We start from the raw sequence: 24,974 nt of genomic DNA on the forward strand, positions 1-24,974 counted from the left end.
GGGTGATAAGGCTGACTTCACCCCATCTCCCCTAAGGGTCAGGCAGCAACAGGGGCTGCTTGACGGGAGAAACGAACGATGTTGTTCGCAGTTACGGGTTTGCTCTCACCGAGCAGGCTTCAGTCACCCTCCTCATGCCCCCGGCTCACCATCAGGCCCCGGTAGTTGTGGCGCAGGTGGAGATAAAGCGTTTCTAGCTCGCTCCGCTCGAGAGCCCCTGGATCGGAGGTGAAGCTGCCTGTGGGTGGATAAAGGATCGGCATGGTGTGTCTCCTTCAGTTGCCGATGTTGAGCTGGAAGGTGTCGAGGATCAGCAGCGGGTCAAACAGAGGAAGCATCGGAATCGGTGGATGCGTGGGTTCCTCCATAGCGTTGGCCGAAAGGCCTTTTGGAACCTCCCCCAATCGGGGGAGAAAGTTCTGAAAGTTGGATGAGCTGGAAGCCGCCTCGCCGCTGATCTGTTTCAGGGGCTGCTCACGGTGATTCGGTTGCCATAGCCGCCGATCTCTTCCAGTTCAAAGGAGTGATGGCCGCTCATCGCCCAGCGCTGCCCGGAGCTGTCGACCATCTCCCGGCGATCGGTCGTGGGCGCACCGACCGGCGTGAAGGTGAAGATCGGCTGCTCGGCGTGGGAGAAGTAAATCGTGAAGCCGTCCTTCGCAGCGGGCTCTGTTCTGCAGGTGGACGCAATCTCGTTGAGCGTGCATTGCAGTGGCCACTGGGGCTTGCTGGCCTGCTCCTCGCTCAGTGCCGTGAGGTCTGGATACTGGCCGCGAACGGCTCCTTGGGCGTCGTAGGTCACCACCTTGAGGGTCTCTGACCCATCCAGTGGCTTGGCCAGCTGGATCACAGCCACACCGGTCGGGCAGGGCTCTGGCTGAAGCGTGAGCCTCACGACGGCATAGGCCAGCTCCGTTGGCTCCGTGGGCGCAATCAGCTGATCGGGGAAGCGACCGTTCTCGCCATTGGGCAGGGTCTCAGCGCTGTAGTCGCTGTCGCAGACACCATTCAGGTCATTGCCCCATCGCACGCGCTCGGGCTCGACGCTGAGCACATCCAACACGGCGCGCCCAGCGGTGCTGTTGGCCTGCCAGCGCCCCTGGAACACGCTGTTCAAGTCTGGTGTTGGCTTGGGCTGACGGCAGGCGCCGAGCAGAACGGCCGCCGCCAGCGGGGCTATCAGTTGGCGGGTGATCCTGTGCATCGCAGCCAGGCCTTTGTCTTTCCCAGTGTGATCACTCCCTGATGGCAATGACATCGTGGAACCAGCCCTCCGCCTGATGTCCCTTGGCCAGCCCCGCCGATGCCGACGCCAACCTCAAGCGGGCTCTCGAGCAGCTCACTGAAAACGAAGCGGCGGTGGCCGAGGCAATCAATGAGGCCCGGGCTGAACACTCCCGCAGCGAACCGCCGCTCACCGGCCCGGAGTTGCTCGAACGCATTGATGAACTGGCGGCACAGCGCTCGCTCGACAGCCAGGACGTCGCGATTCTCTGCCATTGGCCCGATGCTGCCTCCATCGGCCAGGCCTGGTTTGCGCTCAAACACCCCGGCCAGAGCGTGCCCAGCCCGATGCTGGTGCTCGATGCCTATCTGGTGGGGGCGCCACCGTTTCTGAGCAAGGCCCAGCGGGATCAGGTGAGCGACTGGTACCGCAGCCAGGTGTCGGCCAATCCCGAGTACACCGATGCGGTGACCGGTGCGGCCAAAGCGTTTGTGCTCATCGGTGATCTCAACGCCAGTGCCGCCGGCATGGCCTGGCAGACGATCATTCCCGATCTGCTCGCCAAGGGCCACGACCTGGAGTTCAACGTCACTAAGGAACAGGTGACGGCGGCGGCTGCTCGCTGGATCGTGGCGGTGGCCGACACTTTCACGCCACCGTTGCTGGATTGAGGCCGCCTCGCGTGCACTCAGTCCCTGCCGGCCTGCGTGCGCGGCAGGGCAAGATTTAGCAGCACGCCCGCGATGGCGGCAAGGCTCAGGCCTTCGAGGCTGAAACGACCGGCTTCGATGCCGAGTCCGCCAATCCCCAGCACCAGAATCGTTCCCACCACGATGAGGTTGCGGGAATCGCTGAGATCGGCACCGGCGCGCACCAGGGTGTTGATGCCCAGGGTGACGATGGTTCCAAACAGAATCACCAGCACCCCGCCCATCACGGGGTCGGGAATGGTGTTGAGCAAGGCATTCAATTTGCCCACGAACGACAGCCCGATGGCGAACAGGGCGGCCCAGATCATCACCACCGGTTTCACGGCCCGGATCAGCGCCACGGCGCCCACCACCTCGGAGTAGGTGGTGTTGGGGGGGCCGCCGAGGGCCGCAGCCAGGCTTGTGGCCAGACCATCACCGAGCAGGGTGCGCTGCAAGCCAGGACGCTTCAGGTAGTTCTCGCCGGTCACGGCGCCGATGGCCAGGATGTCGCCCACGTGTTCGATGGCCGGTGCGATCGCCACCGGCAGGATGAACAGGATTGCCGGCAGGCTGAACCGGGGTGTGGTGAAGCCCGGCAGCGACCACCACGGTGCCGTGGCCACGTTGGAGAGGTCGATCAGCCCCAGAGGCAGGCTGATGCCGTAACCGAACACAATCCCGATCAACACTGGGATCAAGCGCCAGGTGCCCCGGCTGAGCATGGCCGTGAGCACGGTGACCAGAAACACGGCGCTCGCCACCAGCAGATGGCTGGCGGGATGGTCGCCGCTGAGGTTGCCCCCGGCTTTTTCAACGGCGATCGGGGCGAGCGACATGCCGATCACCATCACCACCGGTCCGGTGACGATCGCTGGAAGCAGCCTCTGAATCACACCGTCACCACGCCAGCGCACCACCTGCGCCAGCAGCACATAGAACACCCCGGCAGCCATCAAGCCCCCGAGGGTTTCCGCCAGTCCGAACTGCTGGATGCCGTAACTGGTGGGGGCAATGAAGGCGAAGGAGGAGGCCAGGAATACAGGGATTCGTGCTCCGGTCACCAGCTGAAATAGCAGCGTGCCCGCGCCGGCGGTGAACAGTGCCACCGATGCATCGAGACCCATCAGCACGGGCACCAGCACCAACCCGCTGAAGGCCACAAACAGCATCTGGGCGCCAACCACGATGTTGCGCGGTTGAGCGAGCTCCCGCAGTAAGCCTGCACGGCGCGAGGTGGAGGGCATCGGCGGCTGTTTTGAACAGTCTGCCGCGCTGGCGACCACAGCCTTGCCAAGCGTGCCGCTGTCGATCCCATGCACTGACATCACCGCAGGCACTGGCTATCTGAGGGTGTGTGCTGCGCGATCGCCGTGGATGTCAAGTTGTTGGTGATGGTGCTGATCTCCCATCTGATCAGTGCTGGTCTGGCCAAGACCGTTGCCGCTCAGAAGGCCCGCAACAGCAATCGCTGGTTGCTGGCTGGCCTCCTGTTCGGGCCCCTGGGTCTGATCGCTGCTGTGGGTCTGCCCGATCGGCATCAGATCGTTTACCTCCGCTATCTGGCCGAGCATCAGGGCTACCAACCACGCCGAGCCTGTGGCGGAGCGCAGGGCTCGACCGGGGAGTGAGCTTGAGGGAGCTGCGAGCTTGCCTGTCCCCTGGCAGGGGACGTGGCTAGCAAGAGGGAGTCATCTCCAGACCCATGACGCTCGGCGACCTCCTTCGCATCATCCTGGCTTTCATTTTGCCGCCTCTGGCGGTGGCCACCCAGGTGGGTCTCACCGGGGCGTTCTGGCTCAACCTGCTCTTCTGGTTGCTCAGCTTCGGAGGGCTGGGGCTGCCGCTGCTGGCCATCATGTGGCCTGTGGCTGTGATCCATGCGATCTATATCTGCGTCACCCGCAAGTGAGGGTTGGCGGGATGGCAGCAGAGGCGCTTCCCTGGCGCACCATGGCGGTGTTCCGTGAGAAATCGCCTGGCTACCTCGAGGCTGTGGACGCCTACTTGCCTGCGCTCAGGGCGCTGAACGAAGAGCAGCGCTGAAATCTGGCGGTGTTCAAGGCGGCTGAGCTCCTCAATGCGTTGATTCAGATCCGCGAGCGCAGGCAGGCCCCGGATCGGCTTGGAGACGCCTTCGCCAAAGCCTCCTTCCAGCGCGTGCGCCAGGTGATCCGGGATCGGCGCATCGTGTTGCAGGGGGGCGAAGTGATTGATCTTCGTGATCCCGTGCTCCGCGATCTGATCGACGAAGGCTGCCGCCTGTTCCATGCCGGACGCAAGGATGCCGAGGTGTATCAACGGGCCCTGGCCCTGGCGGCGGCCTGGTTGATGCTGCGGCCGCCACAGGCGCCTGAGCCTGCGCGTCAACGGGAGGGCCGGATTCAGCTGCTGGTTCAGGGTTTGGGGGTGGGACTGCTCACGGGCATCGCCGGTGTGGGTGGGGGCTTCGCCATTGTTCCCGCCCTGGTGCTGCTGGCCCGTCTGCCGATGACCCTTGCCTCCGGCACCAGCCTGTTGGTGATCTGCGCCAGTTCCTTGATGGCCCTGGTCCGTCATGGCCATTGGCCGGCAGCCAGTCTGCCCCTGTTGCTGCCCTTGCTCCTCGGTGGTGGCATCGGCATCCTCCTCGGCCAGCGTTGGGTGTCCCGTGTGTCTGAGCGCAGGCTGCGCCAGGGGTTTGCAGCCCTGCTGCTGGTGTCAGCCATCAGCACCGGTCTGGAAGCCCTGCAACCGCAGAGGCCTTCAACCGAGGCGGGCTTGCGCATTTCGACACGTTGGCCTGAAGCCTGATGACAGCGGGGTTCTTGATGCTTTAGCTGTAAAGACGGTGTGCAGTGCAACGCGCATGGTGGCGACTCCCTTGGCATCCGTGCCAGCAGAAGAAACTCTGATCAATGCCCTCCGCGGCTGCCGCGATCAGCAGGAACTCAAAGACCTTGAACAGCGGCTCGCTGCGGTGGAGGGTGCCCCGCCCCTGTTCGACTGGATCTGCGATCTGCTGGTGAAGCGCCGCTTGTCCAGCATCCTTGCCGCGAAACTGCTCCGGCAATTGCATCAGTCTTGAGATGCCTTGGCGTTGCCGTCTGCGGTTTGTGTGCGCCCTGTTGTTGGCGTTGATCCTCGCCTCCCCCCTGCCGGTGTGGGCTGAGGCCGAGGGTCCGCTGATCACGGTGGTGCGATCGGCCAGTTGTGAGTGCTGCCGGCAGTGGGAACGGCACCTCGAAGCAGCGGGCTTTCGCATCAACGATCAGATCAGCGACAGCATCGATCCCACCCAGGCTTACTGCCACACCGCCAGCGTTGCGGGCTACAGGATCGACGGCCATGTGCCGGCGGCGTCGGTGCAGCGACTGCTCGCCGAACGACCCGACATTCGCGGCCTGGCCGTGCCGGGAATGCCGATCGGCTCTCCCGGAATGGAGATGGAAGGGGTCGAAGCGGATCCCTACGTGGTGGTGGCCATCGCCCACGACGGCAGCACCCGGGTGCTGGAGCGTTATTAACGGGTCAGGTCGTCCCAGGCAAAACCCCCGCAAGTCCCTGTTGGTGGGAGACCTGCGGGGGTTGCAATCAGCATTGGGCTGATTTATGGAGGCCGTCGTCCCAAGGCGGGACAGGCGGCCTAACGCGCTCGTTTGTGCATCACGACCATGCGATTTTCAGTGTTGCCATACGGTTGTTCAACCTCCAGCAAGTGGACTGAAAGAAAGGGTCGAAGCGACTGGCTGTGGCGCCTGGGGCCAGGTTCCTAGGTGGGAGGGTTGTGAACTCCTTGGGGCACCTGGAACGGTGCAGATGGAGTGCCGATCGACGTGGCGAACCTCAGTGCCTGCCGAAGGGCGATCCCTCTCTGATGCGTGAAAACTGTTGGAGCAGGGGCCAGAAAGTCAGCGAGCTTCTTGTGTTGGCTCGGGTGGAGTGTCGGCCGTCATCGGTGCCTCCGATCTCGATGCACACAGTGTTGGTGTTCCAGGCGACAAGTGCAATCAGTGAAATCGCGCATTGCCGATCGGTCGCAGACCGCTGAGAGTGAAAACGGCGTGCCTAATGCGAGGGGAACCGGCAGCAGAGTGCTGCAGGTCTCTCCCTCAACTGAGGGATGTGCAACCCGTTGATCTCTGCCTCAATGAAGGGGCTGCACGATCCGGCGATGTCCCCCGCCTACGACCTCATCCTTGAGCGCGATGGTCAGCTGACCACCCACACCGTGGAGGTGGCTGATGCGCTCGAGGCCTGGCGGCTGGCCCGTGCGCGCTATCCATCCCGCATCCGCGGCGTGGTGTGGCGTGATCCCCAGCAGGTGCGTGCCGACCATCCGCGCTAAACATCGGGTATCCGTGTGCCGACCATGGAGCTTCGGCTCGACTCCCGTGCCAATCAGGAGGCGATCGCTCAGGCTTCTGAGTTGTTGAAGGAGCGCCGCATTGTTGTGGTGTTCGGCGATCGCCTGGCGCTGATTTCCTTTGTGCTGGTTGATGCGATTGCCTCGAGCCTGGTGGGTGCGGCCACCACCGAAGATGAGGGCTTTGAGCTGGTGTTGCGCACCCAGCCGGATCTGCTGATCTGCAGCTCGGATCTCGAATCCGGCTATGGCATCAACCTGCTACGCCGGGTGAAGGCGGAGTTGCCCACCTGTCAGCTGCTGATCGTGCTGGTGCGTGAAACCCAGGCGGTGGTGCAGGAGGCGATGGAGGCCTTCGCGGATGGCGTGGTTTTCAAATCCAGCCTGGGCACCGGCCGCGGTGATCTGATCAAGGCCCTGCGCACCCTCGCTGATGGCGGTGTGTACTTCCCAGAGCAGATCCGCCGCATTGCCGCCTCCACACCGCAACCCGATCTGCCGCCGTTGGTGGAGGAACTCACTCCGCGCGAACTGGAGGTGGCCGCCGGGGTGGCGCGCGGTCTTAAGAACAACGCCATCGCAACCCTGCTCGGCCTTTCGGTGGAAACGGTGAAAAGCCACGTGGGCAATGCCATGGACAAGCTCGGTGCCCGGGACCGCACCCAGATGGCGGTCACGGCCCTGCTGTATGGCCTCATCGATCCCCTGCAGTGAGCAACGTCAGCTGCAGCGTTTGAAGATCACGATGCTGCGGGTCGGGCCCTGTTTCGGCCAGTTGGGCATCACCCGCCATGGCGTTCGCACCGTGAGCTGGTCAGCGTCAATCGAGAAGTGGCGCATCTGTTCGGTACCCACCCATTCCGGCTTCCAAGCCACATCAACCGCCGTGATCCAGCGGTCGTCCTCCAATCTGTAGGTTCCGGAGTAGGCCACCAGGCTGCTGAGCAGAGCCGCGTCGCCTTCGCGGTCGGTTGTGGGTGTGCGGCCTTCAGCCGTGAGCGTGAACGACACCCGTCCAGCCGGGGTAAACAGCGCATAGCCCGTGGGGTGGTCACCCATCGGCCTGAAGGTGTTGCCGCTGATTTGTTCCTCCACCAGGTAGCTCACCAGTTGCCAGGCGCCATGGATGCAAGGGGCTTCAACGGCACTCAGTGATTGCAAAGGCGTTGCGTTCACAATTGATGGATGGCTTAGGCGGAAATTACCAATGGTCACTTCAGCGCCTCAGCGGCTCAAGGCGCTGAATGAGCAGATCGACATCCATTTGTTGATGGTTGGTATCAACCACAACTGAGTCATTCCGTTCAGTCCGCACGCTCGCAGTGCTCGTCGTCGCAGCGCACTGTGCAGCTGGGGGCTTTCTCGCCGTAGCTCTGCGGTTCGCGCATGGTCCAGTACTCATCCACCAGGCCCATCAGGTAAGAGCCGAGTCGCTGCAGCAGGGAGCGCTGTTTCATGATTTCAAAATGCCATTGCCCATGGCCTGTTGTCATCAGGCGCAGTGGGAAGAGGCCGGTTAACCCGCTTGCGGCCGCGGGCATGGCATCAGGGGCAGAGAATCGCCGGTGGGGTTCAGCCATTCATCGAACTCTCGGCGGATGGCTTCTGCGTCGGAGAGTCGCTCTCTGCTGGCGAGCAACTTGCTGCGTTGTTGGCTGTAGTCCACAGCGGATCCGATCAAGGCAATGGCCTGTTCGCTTGTCATGGCTGAATCCATCGATCAGCCCATGGTTAGGGGGGCAGGGCAAAGCGGCCGTGCCAACGGCGACAACTTTGCAGGTCAAGCCTGGAAGATTTCCTGAACTTGGCTCGTCAACAGCCTCTAAATCCGCGAGGCTGCCTTTAGGAATCAAGCCAACAGGGATTCCGTTTCACAACCGGTTTGACGATGAAACTCAATCTGGCCCATTCCCATCCGATGGGAACTCTCATTGTTGAGGGTGTGCATCAGCCCTTTCGAGCCTTGGCGTGCGCATTGAAGCCCGCAGCGATTCGCATTCAACCCAGCCCCAGATCGCTGCATCTCTCAACAAGCAACCAATCCTGAATTTGGGTTGACCTCAGAACATGGCCATGGCTTTGATTTTGCTCAGCTTGGTTGTGTCAAGGCCTTCAAGATCTTCGTAGGTGATCAAATTCTGTTTGATCATGTCGGCCAGATTGAAGAGAATATTGGCGGTATCGAATTCAGCACGGCCTTCATATTGATAGCGCTCGCTGCTGAGAAAATCGTGATAGCGCCAGATTGATTCCGGAGTGTCGAGCAATGCACTCTGTTTCCTCAGGATCACAATCAGTGCTTCGATGGAACGTTGTTTGCCTGTTTCAAAGGCATCTTTGGCGATTGATTGTTCCTGGTGTGTCCAGTCAGCTGCTGACATGGTGTGGGAGGTGTGAGGTGTAAGTGCAGAGGTGCTGAACCAGGTTCAGGATTGAGCAACTGCAGTGCGCAGCCTGGGGAGCTGATGCCAAGGCACTGCTGGGTAACTGTGGTGCTCGCGATGATAGCCAAAGTGGTAACACGCTGCGAACGACAGAACCGGGTGAAAATTGAGGCTGATTGGTTGATGGAAACCCTCAGTGGCCTGGCGATTATTGCGATGGGGAAGAAACGTTCCCACCACAAAGAGTTGCCAGGAACTGATGATCAAAGGCAGCACATAGATCAACACAAGCGCGAGCAGGGGCTGCTGCTGATTCGCGGGCATGACCGCCAGCATCAGGCCCATACAACCCGCCATCTTGAACAGCTGCATCGGGTTCAGATAGTGACTGAGAAAGCGTGCATACCAGGCCAGTGGTGAGGAATCAGCCGCGGTGCAGTAGTCGGGATCCGTGGCCGATCCAGGCGAATGGTGATGCTGAATGTGATGGTTCAGGCATGCCTGGAAGTTGAGGCCGGCGTAGGCCCAGAGGCAGCCTTGGCCGATCCGTTGATTGAGGTTGGGACGGCTTGCAGGGGCAAGGGTGCCGTGCATGGCGTCGTGAGCCACGATGAACAGTCCGGTGTGCAGAAAGCCGCGCAGGATCACGAAGGCCATGAGGGCCAAAGGGTGGATCTGCTGAAAGGGAAGGCGAAGCCCCACCGCGAGGGTGAACAACCAGGCACAGCCGATCAGCCCCGCCAGTTGCAGCCCCCTCCAGTGATTGGTCCCCGAGGGATCACTTGCCACCAAGCTTCAGCAGCTCGGCGGGTGAAGCGAGCAGGTCGATCGCCACGAAATAGATCTTGTTGTTGTCGTCGAGCAGGAAGCGCCAAGCCACATTCATGCCCACTTCCCGGCCGAACCAAGGGGTTTGCACCTTGCCGGTGACCTTGATCTGGGTGAATCCACCATCGGCAGGTTCACCGAAACCACCCTGGGGGATCAGCTTGAGGTTCTGGCAGTCACGCTTGAAGAACTTGAGGATGGCCTCACGCCCCACGATCGGACGCTGGAACGGAGGTTGCAGCGCGCCGTCATCGAGGAAGAGATCGATGAGGTTGTCGAAGTCGTTGGCGTTGAGCAGCTGCATGTAGCTGAGGATCGTCTGATTCAGCACGCCGGGAATGAAGATCTCTTCACGTTGATCTTCAGGTGTCGGCGCCACGATCGGCTCAGTCACCACCTTGCTGTCGTCCACGCCGGGGTCGTATCCCATGTCGACCACGAAATTGCGCAACAGGGTGATCTGCTGGCCCTGCTCCACCTTCTTCACCGCTTCCAGCACCGAGTTGGCGTTGGCAGAAAGCTTGTAGCCCTGGGGGATCGGGGCCACCTTGCCCTGACGCATGAACTCTCCCAGTTCGTACCAGAAGCAGAGCTTCACATTCACCGACCAGAAGGCGTAACGGCTGGAGATCGGGCTGTTGATCTTGGCCGCCAGGTCGCACATCACCTTGGTTTGCTCGTCGAAGCTCATCGCCACGATTTCATCGAGGGTGGGCTTCGCCAGGGCCATGCGGGCGGCGCCGGGGGCTGCCACGGTGATGGTCTGACCCATCTCCAGATAAGCGAACCAGATCAGGGCCAGCTGGTCTTCAGCGCTGAGCAGCTTGAAGCGTGCGGTGATGGCTGGAACCGCATCGGCGGTCATGGTCTCCGGAAAAATCTGACGAGCCTTGTCGAGCGTGAACATCCGGAGCGATCGAGGATTGCGAGACTGTAACGCTATGTTGCGATTCTGGCGATGTGCGAAAAAATTTTGTACGTGGTGCACTGCTCGGGCGTGTTCGGCGCCGTCAGGCTTGCTGTGTCCGTTCTGTGCTGGACAGCAGCTTGGTCAGGAACTGATCCATCGCACGCACCGCCAAAGCCCAGTTTGTGGATTCGCTGTGGCCTGAGCTTTTGCGCGGTTTGAAGCTGTGATCCCCGTCCGGCATCCAGGCCAGCTGCAGCTGTTCGGAGAGGGGGTAGTGGCTCACCTCGTCGTGTCGACCCATCGCGTCACGTTCTCCTTGAACGATCAGCGTTGGTGTGCGCAGGCCGGCGAGGTGCTCCGTGCGCAGCCGGTCGGGCTTGCCGAGAGGATGAAACGGGTAGCCAAGGCAGATGCAGGCCTGGATCGCTTGCTCATCGAGCAGCGCATCAGCCAGAAGGCTGGCCATGCGGCCACCCATTGATTTACCGCCGATCACCAGGGGCTTGTCCTGAACCAGGGCTTCCACCTGCTCGCGAAAGCTGGTCAGCAGAACCTCCGCCTTGTCAGGCGGCCGCTTCTTGCCGCTGCTGCGTTGCCGTTGCATGTAAGGAAACTCGAAGCGCAGCACCTGCCAGCCGTTCTCGGCGAGGCCCAGGGCCATCGCCTCCATGAAGGGGCTGTCCATGCCGGCACCGGCTCCATGGGCCAGCAACACCCTCAGGGGTGCTGAGTCGGCTCCCGATACCAACAGGTTGTCCATCCCCTCTCCATTGCCGCTCAGCATGATCTCTCAGTCGGGCGGCGTTAAAGGCCGATGGCCTGAAGCAGTCCTTCTCCTGTGAGCAGTTCCGTGGCGATGGCTGCGACAAATCCCAGCATGGCCAGGCGTCCATTCAGTCGTTCGGCCCGTTCGTGGAAGCCCCATCCAGCCTCCGGGCTGGTGAGCTGCATCGGTGGTTCCTTGGCGTAAACGTTGTCGCGGCCCTCAGCATCGTGCGTGATCAGTCCTTTGGCTGCCTGCGTTGTGGATGCCGTCATGGTTGTTTCTGAGCGGGATCTGATCGGTCTATCCCTCCTGAAAACGTCACACACAGTGGGAGAGCCGACTGTTGTGGTTCGGTTTCAGGACCTCGCCTGTCGGGCTAGGGGCGGGTCGATGCAGTGAGTGCGCGCGTTCCCAAGGCCTCTTAGGCTGATCTTCTCTTTCATCTATTCATGAACTCCCGGCAAGTTGGTGCGATCAGGCGTGCGGTGATCTACTTCGTTGTTGGATACGGCGGCTTGGCTGTGATTAACAACAGCGGTTTGGCTCCTGAGCGGATGTGGACTGCTTATCTGCCTCTGTTCGTGGGTGTGTATTTCTTTGCCCGTTGGGCTGACGCCAAGATCGGCGCCATCCAGAACAACGGCGACGATACGAATCAATCCAATTGAGAAGCCGGCTCTTGCCAAGAGAACAACCCGTTCTGTCTCGAATTTTTCTGAAAGGACCTGCGTAGGTCTAAATGATCAATCTTGAGGGTATTCATTCATTGGCAGTGATCGCACTTCCCCAATGGTCTGCTTGTCTTATGAGGCGACGATTGGAAGGATTCACCTTGAACAAACCTTGCTCTTCGATCTGTATTTTCTCTAGCTCTTGATTCGTGCTCACTTGCTTGGTGATGAGGGAGGCCATGGCATCACACCTCAAATCAACGAAGTTGTCTGCCAGTGCTGTTGACGCTTAGAGAAGCAAGGCTTCAAGTAGAGGCGAGGGTTTCATTGGTTGAGGAATTTTTCGAAGTCTGCAGAGTCAATCTTGGTGCAATCTGCCGTGATCGCTACGTCAGTAATGGTCGTGACAAAGTCTTCTTTTATAACGACCTTTCCATTGCCGTATCTTATATGTGGAGGCGAAAGTGTCGTGTGTATAACACGTGCATCCTTTGTCTTGCCGTTATCAAATGTACCTGAGTCAATTGCCTCATCATTCTTAATCACGATATCAACTTTACTGTTGTTGATGAGCATCGTCTCTTTCTTGCGGTCAATTCCGAGTACAAGCACCTCTTTGTCTTCATTCTCTAAATGTGTTGTGTCGCCGTCGCGCCAGTGTGATTTCGTCGTGAACACTCTCGTTTCATCGCACTTCAGAAAAAGAATGCCGTCAGCAAGGGCAGGTGATGCTGAAAGGAGCAGGGCTGCAAGGAAAAGCGGGAGATTCATTGATGGAGTCCAGATCAATGAATCTTGTTATCTGCATGGCTAAGAAAAGAGAGGTTTCTGCCAATTCAGATATCAGAACGTTCGTCGATCAGCCGTCTTGTCAGCAAAAAACCCCGCCATCGCTGACGGGGTGAATGTTTTTGTCGATCGATCGACTGTATGACGTGTTGAAGCGTCTGGCTGCATGGCGCCTGGGGCCTGAAGTCCAGGGGTAAGGCTGATGGGGCTCCGGGGCACCTGTGGCTGCTTGCTGCGGCCGGAACGATGCAGTGGAGTGTCGGTCGACGTGGCGTACCAGTGATTGCCTGCCGAGGGACAAAGCCTCACGGATGGGTGGAAACTGTTGGAGCAGGGGCCGTTTGAGTCAGGCTGCTTCGTGATTGGGCTGGGGTGGAGTCTCGGCTGTCATCAGCGCCTCCGATCTCGATGTGCTTAGTTTCGTTGGCGTGAGCCGCTGGGGCAATCGGTGTTAAGGCGCATTGTTGCTCTGGTTAAAAGGAGCGAGAGTTTGGGGGATGTGCCTGCCGCGTCCGGCAGATCAGAGCGGATGGCCCTTCAGCTGCATTCGGCGGATTTCGTTCACGACGACGGCATCACCTACTGCATCCGCCGCAACTCCCTGGAGGAGGATTTCACGATCTACGAGAAACGTGGCGATGCCTGGGTGGACTGCGGCCTCGATCAGGCCGTTCAAGAGTTGAACTTCTCGGAGTTCAAGCGGTTGGGGTTGTTGATCAAGCGAATCATGGATGCCGATCGTTGGCTGAGCTGAGCGTTTCTTGGGCACAGCTCCTCGCTCTGCTGTTGTTCGCCACGTCCGCGGCATCCTGCGGCGGTCTCCTCCTGCTTCAGCTGGGGTTGATGCGATGCCTGGCCAGCGCTCCGGTGCTGCGCCCGGATGCATCCCCCAGTGCCGGAAGCGCCAGCCTGACCGTGGTGATTCCGGCTTACAACGAGGCCGTCAACATCGGCCCCTGCCTCCGGCATGTGCTTGCCAGTGAGCCTCCCTGCCGCGACTGGCGGGTGTTGGTTGTCGATGATGAATCAACCGATGCAACGGCGGAGCTGGCGACTGCCGTGCTGAAGGCTCACGCCACTGCTGGGATCCGTGGCGAGGTGGTGCATGCAGGCCCTCGTCCGGAGGGTGAACACTGGGTTGGCAAGAACTGGGCCTGCACCCGGGCGATGGAGCAGGTGCAGTCCGGGTGGGTGCTGTTCGTGGATGCGGATGTGCGTCTGAAGCCCGATGCCCTGCGCCGAGCCCTCGCGCAGGCGATCGATGAGGAGGCCGATCTGTTCAGCCTTGCTCCGCGCCTGGGCTGCGACTGCCTGGCGGAATGGATGGTTCAGCCAATCATGGCCAGCCTGCTGGGGCTTGGCTTTCCAATCGAGGAAGCGAACGATCCCGCCTCGCCGGTGTCGTTCGCAGCGGGCCCGTTCATGTTGTTTCGGCGTACGGCGTATGAGGCCATCGGTGGGCACCGCGCCCTCGCCGCTGAAGTGGTGGAGGATCTGGCTTTGGCCCGGCGTATCAAGAGCGAAGGCCTGCGCCTGCGTTATGTGCTGGGCCTTGATGCGGTGGATCTGCGCATGTACCCCAACCTTGCCTCCCTCTGGGAAGGCTGGACCAAAAACTGGTGCCTCGGCCTGGATCGCAACGTGCTGAAAGCCCTGGCCGCTGCAGCCGTTGTGGTGCAGATGTTCAGTGTTCCCTGGATTCTGGCTGGAGTTCTGCCCGCTCTGTTCCTGTTTTTCCCAGCTCAGTCGATCTGGTGGACGAGCAGTGTCGTCTTGGCGTTCTTGGCGATTGCTCAGCAATGTCTGCTGAGGCTTTACACCAGCAAAACGTTCGGAATTCCCACAACCCTGTGGTGGTTGATGGGGGTCGGTGGTCTGCTGGTGGGTGCGATCGGACCGGTCTCGGTCTGGCGGACTCTGACCGGTCGGGGATGGACCTGGAAAGGTCGTCAGCTCAGGCCGAGCACACCGAAGGTGATCTGACTGAGGATGCCGTGGCCGGTGAGGGCTTCGGTGAGAACGCCGATCACGAAACCGAGCATGGCCACGCGGCCGTTGAGCAGCTCAGCGCGCACCATGCGCTCACCTTTGATCTGGGCGGCAGCGGCGTCCTGGAACCAAGCGTCCTGTTTGGTTGAAGTGGAGTCCATGGGCTTCCGTTCGATTAACAGAACGTTACGACTCTTTGTTAAGGAATGCAACGTCCTGGCGTTACGGCCAGGCCGGGCTCAAGGGCAGCAGGCCTCCCTGGGTGTCGTAGCGGCGCACCATCTGCCGCACGGTTCCACCCGGCAGGGTCCAGCGCAGCCCGCAAGCAGTGGCGTCTCCGCTCTGGCGATCGCGCTGGTCGAGAAGCAGTTCAACGCCGTCTTCAGGTTCCCAAATCATCAGCTCCGCCGCGCTGCGCGTGCGGCACTGAAGACGCTGCACAGGCGCCTCAGGTGTTCTGCTGCCTTCCGTCTCCACCACGTACACCACTTGTTCCAGCCCGCTCACTCCATGACGGACCACGATTCGTCTGCGAGCCTTTTGATGCACCACGCAAAGTTCCGCCACCCAGTTCCAGGGCGTGATGCTTGTGGGACCCAGAGACCAACCGCCGTTGGCGCTGACCTGCATGGATGGAGGCAGGGTCTGAAATGACATCGAGCGCTGCTGGCCGGTTTGCTGATAGGTGAGGCAGGTCTGAATCAGCCCATCGCACTCTTTAACAGACAACGCCGTGGGGAAGCGTTCCTGCTCGTGGCCATCGCCGTTGAGACGGATAAAGCACCCCGCCCACTGGCCGATGTTGTGCTGCAGCAACGCTTCCCGTTGGTCGTGCATGGCGTGGTCAGGAGCTGAGCGGCTCCAGGTTGGCGCGCCGTCAGGGACGATGGAGCCCACTGTTCCTGCTCGGCGCGATGGACTCCTCCCCAGTGCAGGCGTTTCTGGCCCATCTCGGCCGTGACCCTCGCCTCCAGGCGCAGGTGCAGGCCGTCGTCACAGCCGATGAGGTGGCCCTGCTGGCTCAGGAGCTCGGCTACGCAGTGTCTGGGAGTGATCTGCTGCTGCTCTCAGGCCGCAGCGTTGATGGCGTGCGGGTGACCCGCGTGGATCACCCGGGGGAATACCCAGGCCGGTATTACTGAATCCGGCTCAGCTCACGTGCAGGGCCAGAAAGGCATCGTCGAGGGCGGTCATCTCGGCTTCGTCGTCTTGAAAGCAGCTTCCGTAGAGCAGGTTGAGAATGCGACCCACCTCAAGGTCGCGGTCGGCGACCTCCTGCCAAAGGCGCTGGCTGAGCTCACCATCGGCCAAAACGAACTGCGCTTGCACGAGCTCGCGTGTGATGGCGAAGTAGCTCTGACGGTCATTGCGCAGGCGGCACTCGGCATTCGGCTGGGCTGTCGTCAGCTGATCCTGTTGCTGGCGAAGGCCGGCCGTTTTGGTTGAGGACTGGTTCATACTGCGCTCCGTGGACCTTCCCTTCAGTGTTGTGCCCTGTATCGAAAGGCACAATCAGCGTTCTTACCCATGCCTTCAAGCGAGCTCACTCACGAATTGAACGGCAAGTCCATCAGGATCTCCGTGCCCAGTGATCGCCTGGTGGTGGATCGGGTGGCCCGGCACATGCAGCGCCGTCTTGCTGAGAACGACTGGCGACCCTATGGCTCGCAGGCCGACGCTCTTCAGGCCTGGTCACGCCTGGGGGGGATCCGCGTGGATGTGCTCCGGGCCTTGGATCTGCTGTGAGTCGTTCCGTTGATCGTTTTGATTCCGCTGATCTCGACCGGATCATCGAAATGGCCTGGGAAGACCGCACCACCTTTGAGGCCATCCAGCATCAGTTCGGTCTCGGCGAACCGGAGGTGATCGCCATCATGCGCAGCGCGCTGAAACCCTCCTCCTTCAGGATGTGGCGCAAGCGTGTGAGCGGACGTCGCACAAAGCACGGCATCACGAGTCGGTCGTCGCGCTTCCGGGCCAGCGGCCATCGTTAGTGGCAGGCTGAAGAGGAAGCTCCCCTTGCGATGAAGCAGCTGCCGGGCCGTCGCCGGCCGAAGTGGATCCAACAACTGGCCGCAACGGGTGTCGCCGTTGTCGCCACGATCTGGCTGATCACCCTGCTTCCCGTTCTGCTGTTCGTAGGTCTGATCGCGGGGGTGCTGCTCATCCCTGTTCTCAGGCAATTGAAGCTTGAGGTGGAGCAGCTGGAGCGGCGTCAGCGGGGGGAGCCTCCTCTTCCGAGAGATGTCACGCCGTGGCATCGCAGGATCTGGAATCAATGGCGCGGCCGCTGAACCGCGGTCAGCATGAAGGTTGAGCCCGTTTGGTCTTGATCGTTCATGGAGTTCACCCTTGAGCAGCTCTCCCCCGACAACGTCACGTCGTTGTTCGATGGAGCCTTCTACAAGGCTGAGACCAACCGGGTGCGCAACCAGGATGATCAAACAGATGTGGCTGTCACCACCACGGTCTGGTCGGACGGTCGCCCTGTGCAGGTGTATGCCAGCCCAACCGATCAGGTGTTTGTGTTCCGCTACAGCGCCAATTACGGCGAGGCGACGGAGGCCCAGGTGCTCAGGGCTTGCAATTTGATCGATGAATTCCCCGTCCACGCCCGTGCCGAGAAGGACGAGGGTGGCGACTGGGTGATCTCCTTCATCTATAAGCACATCGTGCCGGAGGGGGTGGGCCTTGGTGCCCGCGAAATCGTGGGTGTGTTTCGGGTGTTCGAGAAACTGCTCACGGCCCATATGCAGAACTTTCACGCCCTGGTGATGCAGGCGGAGTGATCCAGGGGTAGTCCGCCAGGATCCGCTGCAGGGAACAGAGCATGGCCAGAACGTCGTGTTGTTCCACCCGGCGGCTCCGGCCTGTGTCCTGGGGATGGCCCATCCAATTCCCGAAGGTGCGCACCTGATGCATGCAGCTCAGCAGCCAGGGGTCCAGCCCCAGGCTGCGCAACTGCTGAATGCCGTTGTTCAGGCCTCGCTGCTGCTGGTCTCCGCACTGGTGCAGGCAGTGGGTCACCAGACGCTCCAGCAGCCGGCGCGAATGCAGTCCCAACGAAATCGGTGAAACCTGATCGCTTTGTAGTAGTTGGATCAGTTCTGTGAGGTCCGCGGCGACCCGCAGTCGCTTCAGGCTGTCGTCTTCCAGAACGCAGCGGCAGAGATGGCGCAGGCTCTCCAGAGCGTCGAGATCTCGGGGCAGTTCCACCAGGGTGTGGTGGGGATCCTTGCGCTGAATCGTGCGATCGATGGTGGCGCCGAGCGGGCGCAGCACCTGATCATCCCGATCAAACAGGATCAGCCTGTGCAGCTCAGGCAGATGCCGGAAGGCCTGTTTGCAGATGTCCAGCAGGTGGGGGTAATCGGCGGCAGCGTCGGGACCGTTGGGGTGGAGACCAAACAGCGGCGCAGCCACGGTGCGGCAGTGGATTCCCTGCATCGGCAGGATGGCCAGAAGCGAGAACAGGCGGTTGAACGCACTCCAGGGTTGATCCCGCTCCTGTTCATGGCCTAGACCTCCGGCCACCACCGCCACCCGCTGAAAGTGGCTGTTCACCGGCCGTCCTCCCGCTCCTGAGAGGACAGGGTGCAAGCTCAGTTCAGTGCTGACCCAGCTGTTCACCAGGCTGCCGCTGAGATCCACAGCGCGTTGTGTGCTCTCAAGCCTGAGCCCATAGGCCCGTTGCAGCCTGGTGAGGAAGGCGTCCTCTGCAGTGCCATCCGCCTGGCCATCGGACGACACGGCCAGGAGATCGGCTTCGATTCCCAGGCCGACAAACGCACCGGCGCGGAGCTCCAGGTTGCGCGTGCCGCTGCTGGTCTCCAGATCGAAGGCATTGAGCAGCATCGCTGCGTTCCCGACATCTCGCTTCAGGATGGCGACCAAGGCGGATCGACGCCCGCAGCGCGCTCCTGGCAAAGTGATGCAGCGCATGCGGCAGTGCCATGGATGCCACCACCCCCCTCGACCAGGCCAAGGCCATCGCTGAGGCCATCGAAAGCATCGCCAACCAGCTCACCCCAGCTGTGATCCGCGCCGCGCGCAACGATGGCGGGGGACGAAACGATCTCGATCGGATCGAATATGCCCTCGGCACCATCGGCAAGGCGTTGATCCTCACCGACTACACGATCGATGAGGAGAAAGACATGGACAAGCTTCAGGCCTTTCGGGAATCCCAACAGACCTGAGGGGCGCAGCGGGTGTAGACCAGAAACAGACGAGGAGGAACGATGAACAATCTCTTCAAACGCCCGCAGGCTCTCAACACCAAGCCCGTCTCCCGCCCGCCCCTCGACCACCGCGGTGAGGATCTGGAGTACTGGACCCGTCGTTGCGCTGCTGATCCAACGGCGCCCGGGTGCAAGTTGTACGACGTCTGAATCGACCATGCCTCTCATCAACGTGCGCACGTCGTTGGCCTCTGTCGACGATGGCGATGGATTGCTGCAGCAGCTGTCGTCGTTGCTGGCAGAGCAGACCGGCAAGCCTGAGGCTTATGTGATGGCGCTGCTGGAGACCGGTGTGCCCATGACCTTCGCCGGCAGCCCAGAACCCTGCGCCTATGTGGAGGTGAAGTCCATCGGTGCCCTCCGTCCCCCAGCCATGAGCGCGGCCTTTTGCGATCTGATCAGTGCGCGAACAGGGATTGCTGCAAACCGCATCTACATCGGTTTTGAGGATGTTCCGGCGAGCTGCTGGGGCTGGAACGGGTCCACATTTGGCTGACAAAATGTTGTCTACATTGATGAAAAGTACAAGCCATTGATCGCCTGATTTTTTTTAGATAATAATTTTTCTTAAATAGTTGCTTTCTCGGTCTTGGTAGCTAAGGTGCGAATGGTTAATGGCGACGAAGCTGATCATGAATCCTCTCGATTTTCTTGCTTCGGGATGGCTGAATCGAAGTCTTCTGGGAACCGATCAACCGTATCAATTCAAAATTGCGGCTGATACTTATATAGACTTATTGCGTCTTGATACCCAGGGAAGGGATCTTGACTTTGGCTTTGAAAGCCTATCCGAACAGACCTGGCTCTCGGAATTTCAACAGGCGAATGCAAGCTCTCTTGACTTAGAGAAAATTCGAACTGACCGTTGGCTGCAAACGGAAGGTGTGTCACTCGGTGGACGAAGGGCGACGCCGATCAGTGCTGATAACTGGCGGCCGATAGCGAGAGATTCCTCAGGTGAGCTTCTCTCTCTCGAAGAGGTGACTCTTACTGGAAACAGCGCTTTGGCTCGTTTCTCTGGTGGTGTTGAGGCGGTGTATTCGGTTGGAGGGTCTGGGTTGCTTGCGAATGCAATTCCGGAGGGGCCTCAAGTGGTCGTTGAGGGAACTGTCCGCAGACTTGCTAACTACAATAACGGGATTGCAATTTATGAGGCAGACCCTCTCAATGGGGCTGTTGATGGTCTTTCTCCTGGGGATCCGGGATATCTCCAGGCTGCGCTTCGGGATGCAAAAGAGTCTGGTCTTGTTTTTTCTGCATTTCAATTGCCTGAGAATGGTTCTATTGGATCTATTAATCTTAACCTTTCTCCGGATAAAAATTATGGCTTCCTTTTGCTTGTTGATGGTGATGAATCAAATCTCTTTAGTTCTTATTCGAGTGCCAACCCTGACAATGCAGTTCAAGTTGTCAGCTTTACGACGTCAGATGGTTCCCTGGCGTTAGGGTTTGAAGATCAATTGGTGACTGGTGAGTCTGATCAGGATTTCAATGATGTCATTCTTACGCTGCCAATCACAACTAGTACGGATATTCTTTCTGAAGTAAATTACCGGATAGGCTCTTTGTTTCCAACCCTCGAGGATGGGAGTCCTAATCTGATTCTCTCCTCTGGTCTTGAGCTGAGGACCATTGATGGTGAAAGTCGTGTTGTTTCCTCGCTGCAGTCAGGAACACTCGATACGCCGATGCGCATTAGCTCCGATCCAGTACGCATCCCTGGAATCGATCGCTTTTTGCGCGACTGGTTTATTCCTCAGCTGACGGATACTGCAAATTCGCAATCACTGTTTAATGCTTATAAGAAAGGCGTGCTCAGTAAGTGGACGACTCACGCGCGCAATCGATCCATGGAGGATTTACTTAAAATTGGCTATGTAGGGCCCGGTAATGATCAAAGTGCCACAAACGACGATTATTGGAACGCAGTTGGAGTTGTTGGTAGTGACCTCTATAAAGCTGCTAGTGATTCAAGTAATTACAAGCCTGCAGAGCTTTGGGATGCTTACGACGGGAGCACAACTGTCTTTTCTCGGTTTGATACCGATGCCCTCCTGCAGAGACTTGAAGCTTTAACTGATCCAGAGGCAAATCCCAATCCTGATCTCTGGTACCCCTCGATGCTTTACACCTTCGGGGTTCCGGGTGAAGGAACGAGTTACCCCGCTCCGGTGTTGATGATGCAACCCGGAGATGGGATGAACCTCAATTTCACTAACGATATCAAGGTTGATGGCCTTAACGAAGAGCAAAATCAAGCGGCTTCATTGGTTAGCAACAGCACCTATGGCAATGCAGCTGGCGATGGTCTGGGTGCTCTGAATGCTGTGAATTATCACTTGCATGGCTCGCACACGAATCCCGGTGGATTTGGCGATAATGTCGTCGCTCGCTACACCACGGGCCAGCAGTGGACAACGGAGATCGATCTCCCTGCTGATCATGGTCAAGGTTCTTATTGGTATCACCCTCACTACCATCCTTCCGTGAATCAGATGGTTTACGGCGGGATGTCGGGGCCATTTCAAGTGGGTGATCCGCTCAGTAAAATTCCTTTGTTTAAGGACATTCCCCGCAATTGGGCTGTTCTTAAGACCATGGATGTGGGGATTGACGCTGAAACAGGCAAGCTTCGCTTGGATGGTTTTGACAATCTCGGCGGTGTCGTCAATCGGATGACGATGGTCACGGTGAATGGCGAATTTCAGCCCACGGCCGAGGCGGGAGAGGGTGGTTGGCAGGCGATTACGCTCTCAAATCAAACGAATCAAGCGTTTCATAACATCTCGCTGATTCATACGGATTCAGATGGCAACCGCACAACATTGCCTCTCTATCTTTATGGAGAAGATGGCCATCAGTATCCACAAATCCGCGCTGCAACTGATGGGATTTTTGGTGCATCTGGTGCTTCTAATCAGTTGCCCACGGGATATACGCAAGCGGTGGATCTGCTCAGTTTGCCTCCGGCCAAGCGTGTGGACGTGCTGGTGTATCTACCGGAGGGAAAAACCGAGATGGCCTCGACCTACTCATTCGAGCAGGATGGTGTTGATTACACGATCAACAATGCAGGCTCGTATCCCGATTTAACCGAGATCAATACCGGATTTGGCTCTAAAACCGGAGCCGGTCCTCTCGCCTTGTTCAACGTTGAGGGCGGGCAGGCTTTGCCCACCACTGCGGAGTTGGATGCGGTCATTGCTCAGGCCAATGCCGGGATTGATGTTCAACAGATTCTCCCAACCACCTCCCAGGCTGACTATGACCCCCTTCAGGTTCCTTCCGTCGATCTGTTCGCCCAGGATGCTGACGGCTCCGATCTTTGGGATCCAATTCGTCAGCGTCAGTTCAACTGGACCAAAGGCACGCTAGTTGGGCCTGCCAGTGAGTACGACGCCGCCACTGTGGAGCTGCTTAAGCACTACAGCATGATGAATGATGGTGCTACTTACGAGCCTTACACCAGTCTTCCTGTTGGTAAGCCAGGGGTTGACAATTGGTTGGGTTATAACAATCCTTTCTTGATCAACGATCATGTTTTCCCCTATGGAAATATGACCATTGCCCAGCTTGGAACGATTGAGGAGTGGGTGAATCGTAATTGGAGTATAAATAGTCCTTCGAAATACATTGGTCATCCTTTCCATATTCACATTAATGATTATCAGGTAAAGGATAGTGATACGGAGCTTCAGAATAAGCGCAATCTTGAAGATACGACATCACTCAACTCCTCTGGGTATGAGTTCTATGATCCGGCAGCAAAAGAGGTTGTTTCTTTAGAGCCACAGCGTGGTGAGTTTCACTCCATACCTGAAGCTCAAGATCCTGAGAAGATTGCTTCTTTGGCAACGTTCGGGGCTAACGATCAGACCATTCGCATGCTGTACCAGGATTATTTAGGAACGTATGTTTTCCACTGCCACATCCTTCCCCATGAGGATGCTGGCATGATGCAGATTGTGACGGTGGTTGAGAATACCGATTCCAGTTGGTTGGTGGAAGCACAAGGCTTTACGCAGAACGAATCCGGTGTTCGCCTTTATCAGGCTCAGACCTTCGACTCGGTGCAGCTTCAGGCGCTTCCTGATTCCGGTCAGACCTGGACGCGTGCTCAAGCGGGAGATCTTGGTGCTGATTTTGTTCAGGACATTGCCCTTGCTGCAGGGGGAGGTGGAGAGGCCGGCATCATCGAACTGTTTGATGGCGCTGCGCTTCTTCGTGGAGAGACTCTCAGGACCTCCAGATTGACTCCCTATGCCGATTCCAGTTTGGCGCCCTGGGTCTTCATCGAAGATTTCAGTGGGGATGGTCAGAGAGATCTGGTTACCGCCGGTTTCGATCAGGTGCAGTCGGATGTGGTGAACCTTAAGGATCTTGAAATCAAGGCGTTCTTGCCAGGTGAGGCGCCCGGTAGCTGGGACGAGCAGTTCAACTTCGACCCCTTTGATGACATCTCCTTGATGGCCCCCCACAGTGTGATGCCCCGAATGGGGCTCAGCGCTGACCAGGTGAGTGTGGCGATGGCTGATATGAATCTCGATAACTTCCAAGATGTCGCGATCGCTTATGCGGTTGAAGGAGGCGTGCGACTCGTCGTGATTGATGGAGCTGCACTGTCACTCATGTTCCAGACTGGAGAAATGGAAGGAGGCTTCTTCGCTGACAGCAACGTGCTTGCCGATGCGGTGTTTTTGGATTCTGGCCTCAGTGATCTTTCTCAGTTGGTGTTGACCTCTGGATTCAACAGCTATGCCCAGTCGGCACTGGAAAATCTGGTGCTCACGACACAGTCTTCTGCAGGCTCACAGCAGTTCACGCTGCAACTCCAAGCCGGTCATTTCATCGCCACCAATCTTCCCGATTCTTCAGAATCTGGCGGTCATGGCGGTCATGGTGGTCATGGTGGTGCTGGCTTATCTCCTGATGAACGCATCACAAACCTGCGGAATAATTCATTGCCTCTGTTCCTTGTGGATGAGTTGCAGCTTGCGAACGGAACTGAGGCCGTCACTCCCACGATCAGTGCAGGCCTTGGTCATGGCGGCACTCTCTTGGACGGTCATGCCGTTATCGCCCAAGGCAATGAAGTGAACGGAAATGCCTCCAATTCAGACATCCTGATCAACACAACCCAGCAGCTGGTGATACCGCTGGATGGGTTGAATCTGATCAATGCCGATGATCTCACCGGAATCGTTGATACCACCAGCAGCAGCACGTTCACGGCTGAACAGGTTCAGCAGCGTTATCAACTCACGTCGATGACCTATCTGGCGTACACCGGAAAGCTGCTTTGGCCTTCGGCTCTTGCTTCTCAAGCTGCATCGATTTTGGGAACAGGGGAGCAGGCGTCCGCGTTGGTCACGAATCTCTTGTCCTCGCCGGCTTATGCCGGTGAGATCGAGGCGTTGTATGGAGGCCCCCTTGCTGATCAGAGTGTTAACGACATTGTTGAAATTGCCTATTCCACGCTCTACAAACGCTCGGCGACAGCTTCTGAACTTCAGAGTTGGCAAGATCAGGTGAGTGCTGGGTTGGATCAAACCCTTCTTCCTCAGGCCATCCTTCAGTCCACGCAAGAGGCGGATCGCTTCCGCGTGGCCCTGCTCAGTGACATCACCCAGTGGACCGCTTTGCAATGGGGCACCACTGCGGAAGTGAGTGGTTCTTATGGTCAGGGATTGGTGGGAGATGAACAGGTCTCCAATCAGTTGGATGCGTTGGCATCCTCCCTTGGAAGCTATGCCTCATTTGAGGATGCACAGCAAGGATTTGACCTCTTCACCACTGAGGCTTTGCAGGAGTTGATTGGTACCCCTGTCTCGAAGAGTGGCTTCTTCTGATTGCTGAACGCCACTCCATCGGTTCAACGCTGACCAAGCAGGTCATCCCAACTGATCAGCTGGGATGACCGTTCGGTCACAGGATCTGAAGAGCGGTGCGTGCCAGGCCTGTGGGTGCCTGAGCACGTCTCAGGGCCAGTTGCTCCAGCAGAAATCAGAGCATCCCTCCGGTGGGACGAGGTCTTCATGGTGGTTTCTCCATTGAGGTATCTGGATCGCGCTGAATGTTTGTTTCAGGCTCTCTCTGCGCGCAGCTGACGTCAGTCGAAGCTGCTTCACCTCAACATC

At 58.7% G+C, this 24,974-nt stretch carries 38 protein-coding genes; 21 read left to right on the forward strand and 17 right to left on the reverse strand.

Going from position 1 to position 24,974, the window contains the following annotated elements:
- Positions 1–119: 119 nt before the first annotated feature.
- Positions 120–263, reverse strand: coding sequence for a hypothetical protein (locus KQ296_RS12715; RefSeq protein ID WP_311133867.1), 144 nt, complete (start codon positions 261–263; stop codon positions 120–122).
- A gap of 200 nt (positions 264–463) precedes the next feature.
- Positions 464–1,258 (reverse strand): hypothetical protein, encoded by a 795-nt coding sequence (locus KQ296_RS10220; protein ID WP_259726475.1) that lies wholly within the window; start codon positions 1,256–1,258, stop codon positions 464–466.
- A gap of 29 nt (positions 1,259–1,287) precedes the next feature.
- Between KQ296_RS10220 and KQ296_RS10225 the strand changes: the two genes are divergently transcribed.
- Positions 1,288–1,896, forward strand: coding sequence for a hypothetical protein (locus tag KQ296_RS10225; protein ID WP_011932823.1), 609 nt, complete (start codon positions 1,288–1,290; stop codon positions 1,894–1,896).
- A gap of 17 nt (positions 1,897–1,913) precedes the next feature.
- On the opposite strand, the gene KQ296_RS10230 is transcribed toward KQ296_RS10225, so the two are convergent.
- Positions 1,914–3,242 (reverse strand): uracil-xanthine permease family protein, encoded by a 1,329-nt coding sequence (locus tag KQ296_RS10230; RefSeq protein ID WP_259726476.1) that lies wholly within the window; start codon positions 3,240–3,242, stop codon positions 1,914–1,916.
- 27 nt (positions 3,243–3,269) lie between these two features.
- Here KQ296_RS10230 and KQ296_RS10235 point away from each other — a divergent pair, with 27 nt between their 5' ends.
- From KQ296_RS10235 to KQ296_RS10270, 8 genes are all read left to right on the forward strand, one after another.
- Complete coding sequence (locus KQ296_RS10235; RefSeq protein WP_011932825.1) at positions 3,270–3,545, forward strand: hypothetical protein; 276 nt, start codon at positions 3,270–3,272, stop codon at positions 3,543–3,545.
- Between the two features lie 74 nt (positions 3,546–3,619).
- Positions 3,620–3,826: a YqaE/Pmp3 family membrane protein gene (locus KQ296_RS10240; protein WP_011932826.1), complete on the forward strand. Its 207-nt coding sequence runs from the start codon at positions 3,620–3,622 to the stop codon at positions 3,824–3,826.
- Positions 3,827–3,837: 11 nt separating this feature from the next.
- A complete protein-coding gene (locus KQ296_RS10245; RefSeq protein ID WP_259726477.1) occupies positions 3,838–3,960 on the forward strand; it encodes a hypothetical protein in 123 nt (40 codons plus the stop codon).
- A 9-nt stretch (positions 3,961–3,969) separates the two neighbouring features.
- Positions 3,970–4,707, forward strand: coding sequence for a sulfite exporter TauE/SafE family protein (locus KQ296_RS10250; RefSeq protein WP_011932827.1), 738 nt, complete (start codon positions 3,970–3,972; stop codon positions 4,705–4,707).
- A gap of 79 nt (positions 4,708–4,786) precedes the next feature.
- Complete coding sequence (locus tag KQ296_RS10255; RefSeq protein WP_259726478.1) at positions 4,787–4,981, forward strand: hypothetical protein; 195 nt, start codon at positions 4,787–4,789, stop codon at positions 4,979–4,981.
- 1 nt (position 4,982) lies between these two features.
- Positions 4,983–5,420 (forward strand): DUF411 domain-containing protein, encoded by a 438-nt coding sequence (locus tag KQ296_RS10260; protein WP_011932829.1) that lies wholly within the window; start codon positions 4,983–4,985, stop codon positions 5,418–5,420.
- A gap of 623 nt (positions 5,421–6,043) precedes the next feature.
- Complete coding sequence (locus tag KQ296_RS10265) at positions 6,044–6,241, forward strand: hypothetical protein (RefSeq protein ID WP_011932830.1); 198 nt, start codon at positions 6,044–6,046, stop codon at positions 6,239–6,241.
- A gap of 24 nt (positions 6,242–6,265) precedes the next feature.
- Positions 6,266–6,973: a response regulator transcription factor gene (locus KQ296_RS10270; RefSeq protein WP_259726479.1), complete on the forward strand. Its 708-nt coding sequence runs from the start codon at positions 6,266–6,268 to the stop codon at positions 6,971–6,973.
- 6 nt (positions 6,974–6,979) lie between these two features.
- On the opposite strand, the gene KQ296_RS10275 is transcribed toward KQ296_RS10270, so the two are convergent.
- The 8 genes from KQ296_RS10275 to KQ296_RS10310 all read right to left on the reverse strand — a co-directional run bounded on the left by KQ296_RS10275 (position 6,980) and on the right by KQ296_RS10310 (position 11,419).
- Complete coding sequence (locus KQ296_RS10275; RefSeq protein ID WP_259726480.1) at positions 6,980–7,474, reverse strand: lipocalin-like domain-containing protein; 495 nt, start codon at positions 7,472–7,474, stop codon at positions 6,980–6,982.
- An 89-nt stretch (positions 7,475–7,563) separates the two neighbouring features.
- Positions 7,564–7,800: a hypothetical protein gene (locus KQ296_RS10280; RefSeq protein ID WP_041428442.1), complete on the reverse strand. Its 237-nt coding sequence runs from the start codon at positions 7,798–7,800 to the stop codon at positions 7,564–7,566.
- Positions 7,776–7,964 (reverse strand): hypothetical protein, encoded by a 189-nt coding sequence (locus KQ296_RS10285; protein WP_011932834.1) that lies wholly within the window; start codon positions 7,962–7,964, stop codon positions 7,776–7,778. Before KQ296_RS10285 ends, KQ296_RS10280 begins: the two co-directional genes overlap by 25 nt.
- Positions 7,965–8,319: 355 nt before the next feature.
- Positions 8,320–8,640 carry a hypothetical protein gene (locus KQ296_RS10290; protein WP_011932835.1) on the reverse strand — a complete coding sequence of 107 codons (321 nt, stop codon included), beginning with the start codon at positions 8,638–8,640 and terminating at the stop codon, positions 8,320–8,322.
- Positions 8,641–8,685: 45 nt separating this feature from the next.
- Positions 8,686–9,432 (reverse strand): fatty acid desaturase, encoded by a 747-nt coding sequence (locus KQ296_RS10295; protein ID WP_011932836.1) that lies wholly within the window; start codon positions 9,430–9,432, stop codon positions 8,686–8,688.
- Positions 9,422–10,378, reverse strand: coding sequence for an orange carotenoid-binding protein (locus KQ296_RS10300; RefSeq protein ID WP_011932837.1), 957 nt, complete (start codon positions 10,376–10,378; stop codon positions 9,422–9,424). The genes KQ296_RS10295 and KQ296_RS10300 overlap by 11 nt, the downstream gene beginning before the upstream one ends.
- Before the next feature lie 103 nt (positions 10,379–10,481).
- Complete coding sequence (locus KQ296_RS10305; RefSeq protein WP_011932838.1) at positions 10,482–11,165, reverse strand: alpha/beta fold hydrolase; 684 nt, start codon at positions 11,163–11,165, stop codon at positions 10,482–10,484.
- A gap of 20 nt (positions 11,166–11,185) precedes the next feature.
- The gene (locus tag KQ296_RS10310) at positions 11,186–11,419 is read right to left on the reverse strand and encodes a chlorophyll a/b-binding protein (RefSeq protein WP_011932839.1); all 234 of its coding nucleotides are present in this window, start codon (positions 11,417–11,419) and stop codon (positions 11,186–11,188) included.
- 177 nt (positions 11,420–11,596) lie between these two features.
- Between KQ296_RS10310 and KQ296_RS10315 the strand changes: the two genes are divergently transcribed.
- Positions 11,597–11,815, forward strand: coding sequence for a hypothetical protein (locus tag KQ296_RS10315; RefSeq protein ID WP_011932840.1), 219 nt, complete (start codon positions 11,597–11,599; stop codon positions 11,813–11,815).
- A 91-nt stretch (positions 11,816–11,906) separates the two neighbouring features.
- On the opposite strand, the gene KQ296_RS10320 is transcribed toward KQ296_RS10315, so the two are convergent.
- Entirely contained in the window at positions 11,907–12,059 is a 153-nt protein-coding gene (locus tag KQ296_RS10320) for a hypothetical protein (protein WP_259726481.1), read from the reverse strand.
- Positions 12,060–12,142: 83 nt separating this feature from the next.
- Complete coding sequence (locus tag KQ296_RS10325) at positions 12,143–12,589, reverse strand: hypothetical protein (RefSeq protein WP_041428443.1); 447 nt, start codon at positions 12,587–12,589, stop codon at positions 12,143–12,145.
- A 547-nt stretch (positions 12,590–13,136) separates the two neighbouring features.
- Here KQ296_RS10325 and KQ296_RS10330 point away from each other — a divergent pair.
- Both KQ296_RS10330 and KQ296_RS10335 read left to right on the forward strand, forming a co-directional pair.
- Complete coding sequence (locus KQ296_RS10330; protein ID WP_011932843.1) at positions 13,137–13,361, forward strand: hypothetical protein; 225 nt, start codon at positions 13,137–13,139, stop codon at positions 13,359–13,361.
- Complete coding sequence (locus KQ296_RS10335; RefSeq protein WP_011932844.1) at positions 13,349–14,590, forward strand: glycosyltransferase family 2 protein; 1,242 nt, start codon at positions 13,349–13,351, stop codon at positions 14,588–14,590. Before KQ296_RS10330 ends, KQ296_RS10335 begins: the two co-directional genes overlap by 13 nt.
- On the opposite strand, the gene KQ296_RS10340 is transcribed toward KQ296_RS10335, so the two are convergent.
- Positions 14,557–14,757: a chlorophyll a/b-binding protein gene (locus KQ296_RS10340; RefSeq protein ID WP_011932845.1), complete on the reverse strand. Its 201-nt coding sequence runs from the start codon at positions 14,755–14,757 to the stop codon at positions 14,557–14,559. The two genes, KQ296_RS10335 and KQ296_RS10340, sit on opposite strands and share 34 nt — an antisense overlap.
- 61 nt (positions 14,758–14,818) lie before the next feature.
- Positions 14,819–15,433 carry a DUF3598 family protein gene (locus tag KQ296_RS10345; RefSeq protein WP_011932846.1) on the reverse strand — a complete coding sequence of 205 codons (615 nt, stop codon included), beginning with the start codon at positions 15,431–15,433 and terminating at the stop codon, positions 14,819–14,821.
- A 77-nt stretch (positions 15,434–15,510) separates the two neighbouring features.
- Here KQ296_RS10345 and KQ296_RS10350 point away from each other — a divergent pair, with 77 nt between their 5' ends.
- Positions 15,511–15,738: a Nif11-like leader peptide family natural product precursor gene (locus KQ296_RS10350; protein ID WP_041428444.1), complete on the forward strand. Its 228-nt coding sequence runs from the start codon at positions 15,511–15,513 to the stop codon at positions 15,736–15,738.
- 7 nt (positions 15,739–15,745) lie between these two features.
- On the opposite strand, the gene KQ296_RS10355 is transcribed toward KQ296_RS10350, so the two are convergent.
- Complete coding sequence (locus tag KQ296_RS10355; protein WP_011932848.1) at positions 15,746–16,054, reverse strand: hypothetical protein; 309 nt, start codon at positions 16,052–16,054, stop codon at positions 15,746–15,748.
- A 69-nt stretch (positions 16,055–16,123) separates the two neighbouring features.
- On the opposite strand from KQ296_RS10355, the gene KQ296_RS10360 reads away from it, so the two are divergent.
- From KQ296_RS10360 to KQ296_RS10375, 4 genes are read left to right on the forward strand one after another with little or no spacing between them, the layout of a single operon-like run.
- On the forward strand, positions 16,124–16,342 hold the full coding sequence (locus KQ296_RS10360) for a hypothetical protein (RefSeq protein ID WP_011932849.1): 219 nt from the start codon (positions 16,124–16,126) through the stop codon (positions 16,340–16,342).
- Positions 16,339–16,590 (forward strand): TIGR03643 family protein, encoded by a 252-nt coding sequence (locus KQ296_RS10365; protein WP_041428446.1) that lies wholly within the window; start codon positions 16,339–16,341, stop codon positions 16,588–16,590. Before KQ296_RS10360 ends, KQ296_RS10365 begins: the two co-directional genes overlap by 4 nt.
- Before the next feature lie 30 nt (positions 16,591–16,620).
- On the forward strand, positions 16,621–16,890 hold the full coding sequence (locus KQ296_RS10370; protein WP_011932851.1) for a hypothetical protein: 270 nt from the start codon (positions 16,621–16,623) through the stop codon (positions 16,888–16,890).
- 45 nt (positions 16,891–16,935) lie between these two features.
- A complete protein-coding gene (locus KQ296_RS10375; RefSeq protein ID WP_011932852.1) occupies positions 16,936–17,385 on the forward strand; it encodes a hypothetical protein in 450 nt (149 codons plus the stop codon).
- On the opposite strand, the gene KQ296_RS10380 is transcribed toward KQ296_RS10375, so the two are convergent.
- A complete protein-coding gene (locus tag KQ296_RS10380; RefSeq protein WP_011932853.1) occupies positions 17,336–18,538 on the reverse strand; it encodes a DUF4145 domain-containing protein in 1,203 nt (400 codons plus the stop codon). The two genes, KQ296_RS10375 and KQ296_RS10380, sit on opposite strands and share 50 nt — an antisense overlap.
- An 11-nt stretch (positions 18,539–18,549) precedes the next feature.
- On the opposite strand from KQ296_RS10380, the gene KQ296_RS10385 reads away from it, so the two are divergent.
- The 4 genes from KQ296_RS10385 to KQ296_RS10400 all read left to right on the forward strand — a co-directional run bounded on the left by KQ296_RS10385 (position 18,550) and on the right by KQ296_RS10400 (position 24,686).
- Positions 18,550–18,795 carry a hypothetical protein gene (locus KQ296_RS10385; protein ID WP_011932854.1) on the forward strand — a complete coding sequence of 82 codons (246 nt, stop codon included), beginning with the start codon at positions 18,550–18,552 and terminating at the stop codon, positions 18,793–18,795.
- A 42-nt stretch (positions 18,796–18,837) separates the two neighbouring features.
- On the forward strand, positions 18,838–18,987 hold the full coding sequence (locus KQ296_RS10390; RefSeq protein ID WP_259726482.1) for a hypothetical protein: 150 nt from the start codon (positions 18,838–18,840) through the stop codon (positions 18,985–18,987).
- A 7-nt stretch (positions 18,988–18,994) separates the two neighbouring features.
- Positions 18,995–19,333 (forward strand): phenylpyruvate tautomerase MIF-related protein, encoded by a 339-nt coding sequence (locus KQ296_RS10395; protein WP_011932855.1) that lies wholly within the window; start codon positions 18,995–18,997, stop codon positions 19,331–19,333.
- A 136-nt stretch (positions 19,334–19,469) separates the two neighbouring features.
- Entirely contained in the window at positions 19,470–24,686 is a 5,217-nt protein-coding gene (locus tag KQ296_RS10400) for a multicopper oxidase domain-containing protein (protein ID WP_259726483.1), read from the forward strand.
- The last annotated feature ends 288 nt before the right edge of the window (positions 24,687–24,974 follow it).

Origin of the sequence: Synechococcus sp. CS-197, assembly GCF_025128215.1 — a bacterium.
Lineage (GTDB): Bacteria > Cyanobacteriota > Cyanobacteriia > PCC-6307 > Cyanobiaceae > Synechococcus_C.